The 259-nt window shown below is 62.2% G+C and carries 1 protein-coding gene; it reads left to right on the top strand.

Translation table 11 applies throughout. The features are described from left to right. Positions 1-259 (top strand): ABC transporter substrate-binding protein (locus tag R2R70_RS21245; protein ID WP_410979086.1); only part of this gene is annotated, 259 nt, incomplete at both ends.

The following is a 259-nucleotide window of genomic DNA, read 5'->3' as shown; positions in this document are numbered from 1 at the left end:
CCTGAAGCAATATGCCGACAGCGGCGTCGATCTGCCCGTGGTCGGCCCGGCCTTCAGCTTTGATCAAGGCATCCTGCAAGCGGTGGGCGAGGCGGCTGTTGGGGTCAAGAACTCCTCCACATGGTCCAAGGATCTGGACAATGAGGCCAACGCGGCTTTTGTCGCGGCCTTTCAGCAGAAATACGACCGCCTGCCGTCGATCTACGCGGCGCAGGGCTATGACACCGCGAACCTGCTGCTATCGGCCGTCGACAAGGCG

The sequence above is a fragment of the Cobetia sp. SIMBA_158 genome (genome assembly GCF_046566945.1).
GTDB lineage: Bacteria > Pseudomonadota > Gammaproteobacteria > Pseudomonadales > Halomonadaceae > Cobetia > Cobetia amphilecti.
Note: the sequence above shows the minus strand (reverse complement) of the source record. Positions and strands in the feature narration are given on the sequence as shown.